We start from the raw sequence: 6,270 nt of genomic DNA, 5'->3' as shown, positions 1-6,270 counted from the left end.
GTCAAAAAGATAGTACTTTTAAAGATAAAACATCTAGAAGACAAAATGGAAAAGAATTTGCACTAAAAAATAGAACTTTTGTTGTTTATTTTCAATGTGCAAGGGATGAAAATCATATCATAAGTTTTTATACTAGAGTTCATAATAATCTACTACAGAAGGTTGGACAGCACCCTTCAATAGCTGATTTAAATAGAAATGAAATTAAAAAGTATAGAAAAATATTGGGAAATGAAAAATATAAAGAATTAAGTAAAGCAGTTGGCCTTGTAAGTTATGGAATCGGAATAGGTTCCTTTGTATATTTAAGAAGAATATTTGAAGATTTAGTTAAAGAAGCTCATGAAGAAGCTATAAAGCTAGATTCATGGAATGAAGATACTTACAATAAAAGTAGAATGGATGAAAAAATCGGTTTATTAAAAAACCTCCTACCTCCTTTCTTAGTTCAAAATAAGATAATTTATTCTATCTTAAGTAAAGGAATTCATGAATTAAGTGAAGAAGATTGTTTAAGATATTTTGATTATATCAAGTTGGGAATAGAATTAATTTTGGATGAAAAACTAGAGAAAATTAATAGAGAATCAAAAATTGAGAAAGTTAAGAAAGGTATTACTGATATACATTACGAGATGCTTTAAGATAATTTAAAATTTATAAATAAGCTTTGTCATACTTTAATTATATTAATCAAAAAAACTAAGAGACAATAAGAAATGCTTCAAGATGAGTGGCTAATCAAGTCTGTATCTAGAATACGCCTACGTTCCGAAAGACAACAGGATATGCAAAAACTAGTAGGGACTTTTGTAGATGTGGGTATTTTACCGCAACTTGATAATTTTAATAATCAAATTATTTACGGTCGCCGGGGAACTGGGAAAACTCACATTTTGAGAGTATTGTCCTCTCGTTTGAGTGAAGAAAAATGTAACGCCGTTGTTTACATTGATGCTCGAACTCTGGGAAGCACTTCCCAATTTTCTGATTATGCTGTTGCTTTAAAATATAGATGTTTTTCCTTATTTAAGGATATACTTGCTGAAATACAAAAAGGTTTATGTGATTATATTGTTAATGAACCAATAAAAGAAAAAGAAGGTAATTTTCAAGCTTTATTTGAACTGAGCAAAGTGATGATAGAGCCAGTTGAACGTCATGTACACAATAATATTGTATTTCCAGATTTACATTTATCTTTAAAGAATTTACTAGAAAAATTTTAAGTTACGCTTTATATACTTATGGATGAGTGGTCGTCTTTGCCAATAGATATTCAACCATACTTAGCAGAATTTTTTAAGAGAAGTTTTTTTGCCAATTCACAAATAGTGGTTAAAATAGCTTCTCTAGAATATAGGTCTAATTTCGGTATAATTCAAGAATCAAGAGGAATACTGGGTTTCGAGATAGGAAGTGATATTTTGACTGCATTAGATATTGATAACTATTATGTTTACGATCGGAATCCTCAAAAGATTACTGATGCTTTTGCTAATATGTTATATAAGCATGTTAGGAGCGAATTACCTGCTCAATATATGGAATCCAATCATAAAATATCTTCAAGCTCAAAATTCATTTCTGTTGTATTCACTAATAAAAATATATTAGAAGAACTTGTACGAGCTTCCGAAGGAGTGGCACGTGACCTGATTAATATTTTTAGTATTGCCTATTTTGATGCTGAACGCAGAAGTAGAAATAATATAGATAAAAAGGCAATTTTAGAAGCAGCTAGACAATGGTTTGAACAAGATAAATCCCAGAATCTTGATGAAAAACTTCAAAAGCTTCTTGAGAAAATAGTTGGAGAGGTAATTGGCCATCGTCGCGCTAGATCATTTTTACTTCCTAGAGTGCTTGAAAAACACGATGTTATTCAGAGACTTTTTGATTCACGAGTTCTGCATTTAATGCAACGTGGATATGCTGACAAAGATAATCCAGGTGTTCGATACAATATTTACACCCTTGATTATGGCACTTATGTTGATCTGATTAATACTTCTAAACAACCAGATTTGCAATTAAGTATTGACTTTGGAGAAGAGTACAAGTTAGAAAATGAATACTCTGAAGATCGTGTTGTGCCTTTTGATGATAAAAGAAGTATTAGAAAGGTTATTTTAACAGATAGTATTTTGAAATAATAATTAGTGACGAACAATGCGATCCAGTTATTATTTTAGCTGTTAATACCAATTCTATGTAAGCCTGTATAGAACAGCCCCTTTATCTAACAAGGATTTCAGGCAGTCTATTCTGTACATCTTTATAGAGAATTGGTATAACCTATTTTGTGTAGTTAAAAGTATTCCTCTGAACGAGACAGATAATCGTAGGCATGAAAAAACCCCTAGCATGTCTACTAGGGGTGAGAAATAATACCATTTCACTTAATGTTTGTCTGAGATGACCCTGTTTGTGCCTCTGCTCTACGCAAGAGGCTGGAGTTATTTCTCAAATATTATAGTAAAAAGCGATCAGGTATAAAATTAGCCAACATTTGCCAAGAGCAATTCTCGTTTTTCTGATTTTCGTACTCTTACCTGAGAATCGTCATCAACATCGACGATCGCTGTATCTCCATCTGTAATTTCACCAGACAGCATTGCTTCGGCGAGAGAATCTTCTAGGAGGCGCATAATTGCCCGGCGTAATGGTCTAGCACCATAACTAGGGTTGTAGCCTTCTTGTACTACACGGTCTTTGAAGCGATCGCTAACTTCTAAGATAATTCCCTTTTCTACCAACCGCTTAGAAACATCACGAAGCATAATCTCAGCGATTTGCTTGACTTCATCCCTAGAAAGCTGGGTAAAGACGATAATTTCATCGAGACGGTTAAGGAACTCAGGACGGAAGTAAGCTTTCAATTCTTCATTTACCAAGGTGCGGATGCGGTTATAACTAGCGTCGGCTTGAGTATCAAAGTCAAAGCCTAAACCACTACCACCTTTTTCAATCACCTTGGAACCGATGTTGGAAGTCAAAATGATCAGCGTGTTCTTGAAGTCCACTTTCCGACCTTTGGAATCAGTAAGTTGACCGTCATCCAAAAGTTGCAGCAGCATATTGAATACATCGGGGTGTGCTTTTTCGATTTCGTCGAATAGCAGCACTGAGTAGGGTTTCCGCCGCACGGCTTCTGTAAGCTGTCCGCCTTCGTCGTATCCTACATAACCCGGAGGCGAACCAATTAGCTTGGCGACGGTATGGCTTTCCATGTATTCGGACATATCTAGGCGAATCATGGAATCTTCTGAACCGAAGAAGTAGGCAGCTAGTGCCTTCGCCAATTCTGTTTTACCGACTCCGGTAGGCCCAGAGAAGATAAAGCTAGCAATGGGACGATTGGGATTCTTCAAGCCGACACGGGCGCGACGGATACCGCGAGATACAGCTGAGACTGCTTGCTCTTGACCGATGAGCCGTTGATGCAGAGTGTCTTCTAGGTGCAGAAGCAACTCTGACTCAGATTCAGTGAGTTTGTTGACTGGTACGCCAGTCCAAGAGGCAACGATTTGAGCGATGTCTTCTTCGTCAACTACGGTAGAGTTGACAGGTTGCTCGTTTGGTGTAAACGTTGCTTGCAGTTGTTCTGCGAGTTTTAACTCTTGGTCGCGCAGTTGTGTAGCTTTGTCAAAATCTTGGACTCTGACTGCTGCTTCTTTTTCTTTGGTAACGCCAGCGAGTTCACGCTTGAGTTCTTTATTGGGAGAACTTTGGGAGTTCCGCAGACGAACGCGAGAACCAGCTTCATCAATTAAGTCTATTGCCTTATCTGGCAAGAAGCGATCGCTAATGTAGCGGTCTGATAATTCTGCTGCTGCTACAAGTGCTGAATCCAAAATTGTGACTTTGTGGTGCTGTTCGTAAGCGCCGCGCAAGCCGTAGAGAATTTGTACGGTTTCCTCTACTGAGGGTTCCCCAACCATAATCGGTTGGAAACGACGCTCTAGGGCGGCATCGCGCTCGATATGCTTACGATACTCATCAAGGGTTGTTGCGCCGATACACTGGAGTTCACCTCGTGCTAAGGCAGGTTTGAGGATGTTGGCTGCATCCAAACCACCTTCTGTACCACCAGCGCCAACCAAGGTGTGAATTTCGTCAATTACCAAGATGATATTGCCCACAGTGCGGACTTCTTCCACGACTTTTTTGATGCGTTCTTCAAAATCGCCACGGAAGCGAGTTCCAGCTACCAATGACCCCATGTCGAGGCTGATAACTTGCTTACCCTGTAAGGTTTCGGGAACATCCTGGTTGATAATCCGTTGAGCTAGACCTTCTGCGATCGCAGTTTTACCAACTCCTGGTTCTCCAATCAACACTGGGTTATTCTTGGTGCGGCGACCGAGAATTTGGATCGCCCGTTCAATTTCCTTCTGGCGACCAACTACGGGGTCGAGTCTGCCTTCTTGTGCTAATTTGGTCAAATTCCTACCAAACTCTTCCATAGTTAGCGGTTGGGTGCGCTTTTGACTACCACCACCACCAGCTATAGCTGGTGCATTTTCACCCAAACGGCGAACTATGGCAGTGCGGACAGTCTTGAAGTCAACTCCTAGATTTTGCAGTACTTTGGCGGCAACACCTTCACCAGCCTCGGTCAATCCTAAGAGTAAGTGTTCAGTGTTAATGTAATTTTGTCCCAGACTATGAGCTTCTTTAAACGATTGCTCGAAGAGGCTTTTTACCTTAGGAGTAAAAGGGATTTCTGGTGGTACAAAGCCAGAACCCCTACCAATAATTTTTTCTACCTCGCGACGTGCATCTTTGAGGGTAACGCCTAATTCGGCCAGCACTTTAGCAGCAACCCCAGTTCCTTCTCCCATCAAACCCAGGAGAATTTGTTCAGTTCCTACAAAATTGTGTCCCAGGCGACGTGCTTCCTCCTGAGCTAACATAATTACTCTAATGGCTTCGGAAGTGAAGTGTTCAAACATAATGGGTTCTTGCTCCCTCGCTGCTTGGACTTTGGGTGAGATAAAATTCACCCTCATCTAAAGTTTTTTGTATTTTCTTAAGAACAATGTAACTTTATTTAAACTTGAGTGGCAGTGGTGAGAGCCGTAAGACATCAGGTGTACTTGCCGTCTAAGAAGAGTTAGGAGTAGAGACGCGATTAATCGCGTTTGGACAGGAGTTAGGAGTTCTCAATTTGACAATTAGCTTGTCAGTGCAGAAGATGATTTTCTTTTGCCTTTTCTGCTCCTCAACTCTGGGCTAAACTTAAAACTCAGGATTTAACAAGGGCTAAAGACCTCGCTACCACTAACGACACTCAGGACTCATGATGACTAATGCACCCGCAGGTAAAGACCAACAACATCCTCTTTATAGCCGCGATCGCCCCCTTATTGATATTTTACTCTCTCAAGAGGCGACAGACTATAATTTAGCAGAATTAGCTAGACTGCGAATGCGTTATCAAGGGTTTCCAGGGGCAAGAGACATCCAAAAAGACCTAGATAAAGTCTTGCAGCAGTGGGGTTTGACCGAAGCCGAACTTTATGAGAAAACTCGCCAAATTCACAACCTGGGGGGTATTTACAAAAGTCGCGGCAAGAAAGAGGAACAAGATTGGAATTAAGGTAAGGGGCACGGGCATTATCGATTGTGGCGATCGCTTCCTTACCCGCATAAAGAAATTTAGTTGCTGTGTACGCCACGACTTATTTATAGGACTTACGCACACTCTATGAATTCAACTCTTGGAGACCCTGCGCGAAGGCGTTCTTCTCTAACGAGACGCTACGCGTTGGCGTCAACTCTTGGAGACGCTATGCGTTGGCGTCAGCCTCTCCAAGAGTTGGCGGTTCGACAAATTAAGCTTTTGGGCGATTTTTGCGTAAGTCCTAATTTAGTCAAACATCTACAATTAGTCTTGCTTTTCTCTTCCTCAAATTGATCTTGTGACAAAGCTCCAACTTTGGCTACGTTCTCATATCGGTTTCGCTTTGACTCGGCTGCTCTTAAATCGGCAGTTGCTGCTCTGACATTCGCTGCGGCTTCTTGGACATCACTAACAGTAGTAATTTGCTTATCTCGATAATCCCGCTTGCGACTGCTCAATTGGGCTTCAGCCGCCGCAACCGCACGCTTGCTGCTGTCAGTTTGGGCTATAACTTAGTTATTAAGAGCATGAATCTGAGCGTCGATTTGAACCAGTTGTAATTTGATTTGCCCAATACTACTTTCTAGTTGACCTTTTTTTAATTAAAAATTAAAAGTTAAAAATTAAAAATTAATCAGAAT

The 6,270-nt window shown here is 39.9% G+C and carries 6 protein-coding genes; 4 read left to right on the top strand and 2 right to left on the bottom strand.

From position 1 onward, the window contains the following. The 3 genes from ACFFAP_RS34740 to ACFFAP_RS34730 all read left to right on the top strand — a co-directional run. A partial coding sequence (locus ACFFAP_RS34740) for a hypothetical protein (protein WP_375515473.1) occupies nt 1–644 on the top strand: 644 nt, incomplete at its 5' end. 75 nt (nt 645–719) lie between these two features. Beyond that, nucleotides 720–1,229: a DnaA ATPase domain-containing protein gene (locus ACFFAP_RS34735; RefSeq protein ID WP_375515472.1), complete on the top strand. Its 510-nt coding sequence runs from the start codon at nt 720–722 to the stop codon at nt 1,227–1,229. Nucleotides 1,230–1,265: 36 nt separating this feature from the next. Further along, nucleotides 1,266–2,156 carry a hypothetical protein gene (locus tag ACFFAP_RS34730; protein WP_375515471.1) on the top strand — a complete coding sequence of 297 codons (891 nt, stop codon included), beginning with the start codon at nt 1,266–1,268 and terminating at the stop codon, nt 2,154–2,156. A 345-nt stretch (nt 2,157–2,501) separates the two neighbouring features. Here the strand turns inward: ACFFAP_RS34730 and ACFFAP_RS34725 are convergent, their stop codons facing one another. Further along, nucleotides 2,502–4,958, bottom strand: a complete 2,457-nt coding sequence (locus ACFFAP_RS34725) for an ATP-dependent Clp protease ATP-binding subunit (protein WP_375515470.1) — start codon at nt 4,956–4,958, stop codon at nt 2,502–2,504. A 350-nt stretch (nt 4,959–5,308) separates the two neighbouring features. On the opposite strand from ACFFAP_RS34725, the gene ACFFAP_RS34720 reads away from it, so the two are divergent. Next, nucleotides 5,309–5,605 carry a DUF3288 family protein gene (locus ACFFAP_RS34720; RefSeq protein WP_229484186.1) on the top strand — a complete coding sequence of 99 codons (297 nt, stop codon included), beginning with the start codon at nt 5,309–5,311 and terminating at the stop codon, nt 5,603–5,605. 203 nt (nt 5,606–5,808) lie between these two features. Here the strand turns inward: ACFFAP_RS34720 and ACFFAP_RS34715 are convergent, their stop codons facing one another. After that, nucleotides 5,809–6,087: a hypothetical protein gene (locus tag ACFFAP_RS34715; RefSeq protein ID WP_375515469.1), complete on the bottom strand. Its 279-nt coding sequence runs from the start codon at nt 6,085–6,087 to the stop codon at nt 5,809–5,811. Nucleotides 6,088–6,270 lie beyond the last annotated feature (183 nt).

The organism is uncultured Nostoc sp. (assembly GCF_964245575.1).
Lineage (GTDB): Bacteria > Cyanobacteriota > Cyanobacteriia > Cyanobacteriales > Nostocaceae > Nostoc.
This window is presented reverse-complemented; position numbering and strand designations above follow the sequence as displayed.